Here is a 1,158-nt window from a genome sequence, read left to right as displayed (position 1 = left end):
TGCTGCCGACGCTGAGCTTCGACGAGAGCGTCGCTGCGCTCGACCGCCGCTTTGCGCCGACTCCTCCCGGGCAGAGCTTCCCTTCGTTCGGCCCCGAAATGGCCAAGCGTATCAATGCCGCCAAGATCCGCCAGGGGCGCCAGGTCTATGCCGACGAAGCCGCCCGGCTGGTTGCAATCGAGCAGCGGACGGGGGTGCCCGCCTCGATCATGGTCGCGATCTTCGGGCATGAAACCAATTACGGGACGCTGCTGGGCAGGACCGACCTGCCGCGCGCGCTCGCGACCCTGGCCTATGAAGGGCGAAGGCGCGACCTGTTCGAGGGCGAGCTGATCGCGGTGCTCAAGATGGTCGACATGGGCGTGCCGCGCAACGTGCTTCGCGGCAGCTATGCCGGCGCGTTCGGCTATCCGCAATTTCTGCCGTCGGTCTATCTCAAGCTCGCCAAGGACGGCGACGGCGACGGCAAGGCCGAGATCTGGTCGAGCCGGGCGGACGCTTTTGCCTCGATCGCCAATTACATGGTGGCGGCCGGCTGGCAGCGCGGCGAACCCTGGGGCTTTGCGGTGTCGATCCCTCCGACGGTCAACCCGGCGGCAATCGCCAATCGCGAAAATGTGGCGAAATGCGCGCGCGCGGTCGAGCGGCACAGCGAGTGGAAGACGCTGCGCGAATGGAAGGCGCTGGGCGTCGTGCCGCGCGGCGGCGTCTGGCCTGGCGACGACAAGATCAAGGCCTCGCTGCTGATCACGCCGGGGCTCGATGCGCAGGGCTATCTGCTGACGCGCAACTATCGCGCGATCCTCGACTATAATTGCTCCAATTACTATGCAATGTCGGTAGGATTGCTGGCGGACGGCGTGCGCGACTGACGCGCCAACGCAGCACCGGGCAAAGGGGAAGCGGGATGAGGAACTGGATGATCGTGAGCGCAGGGCTCAGCCTCGCGCTGACCGGATGCGGCGGCGGCAGCACCGTGACGCGCAGCCTCGAGACCGCGCCGCCCAAGATTGCGGGCGGCGTCACCGATTATCCGGTCAAGCTCGGCGAACCGTATGAGATGGGCGGCATCACCTACACGCCGGCAGACACGTTCAACTATGACGAGACCGGCTATGCCAGCTGGTACGGGCAGGAGCTCGATGGGCGAAGCACCGC

The 1,158-nt window shown here is 66.2% G+C and carries 1 protein-coding gene and 1 pseudogene; both read left to right on the top strand.

Going from position 1 to position 1,158, the window contains the following annotated elements:
- On the top strand, window positions 1-872 hold an 872-nt coding region (locus DM995_RS17825), incomplete at its 5' end, for a lytic murein transglycosylase (protein ID WP_116970577.1).
- Between the two features lie 35 nt (window positions 873-907).
- Window positions 908-1,158, top strand: a pseudogene (locus tag DM995_RS17820) (septal ring lytic transglycosylase RlpA family lipoprotein); the annotation flags it as partial.

Source organism: Blastomonas sp. UPD001 (genome assembly GCF_003426715.1).
In the GTDB taxonomy this organism is placed as follows: domain Bacteria; phylum Pseudomonadota; class Alphaproteobacteria; order Sphingomonadales; family Sphingomonadaceae; genus Blastomonas.
This window is presented reverse-complemented; position numbering and strand designations above follow the sequence as displayed.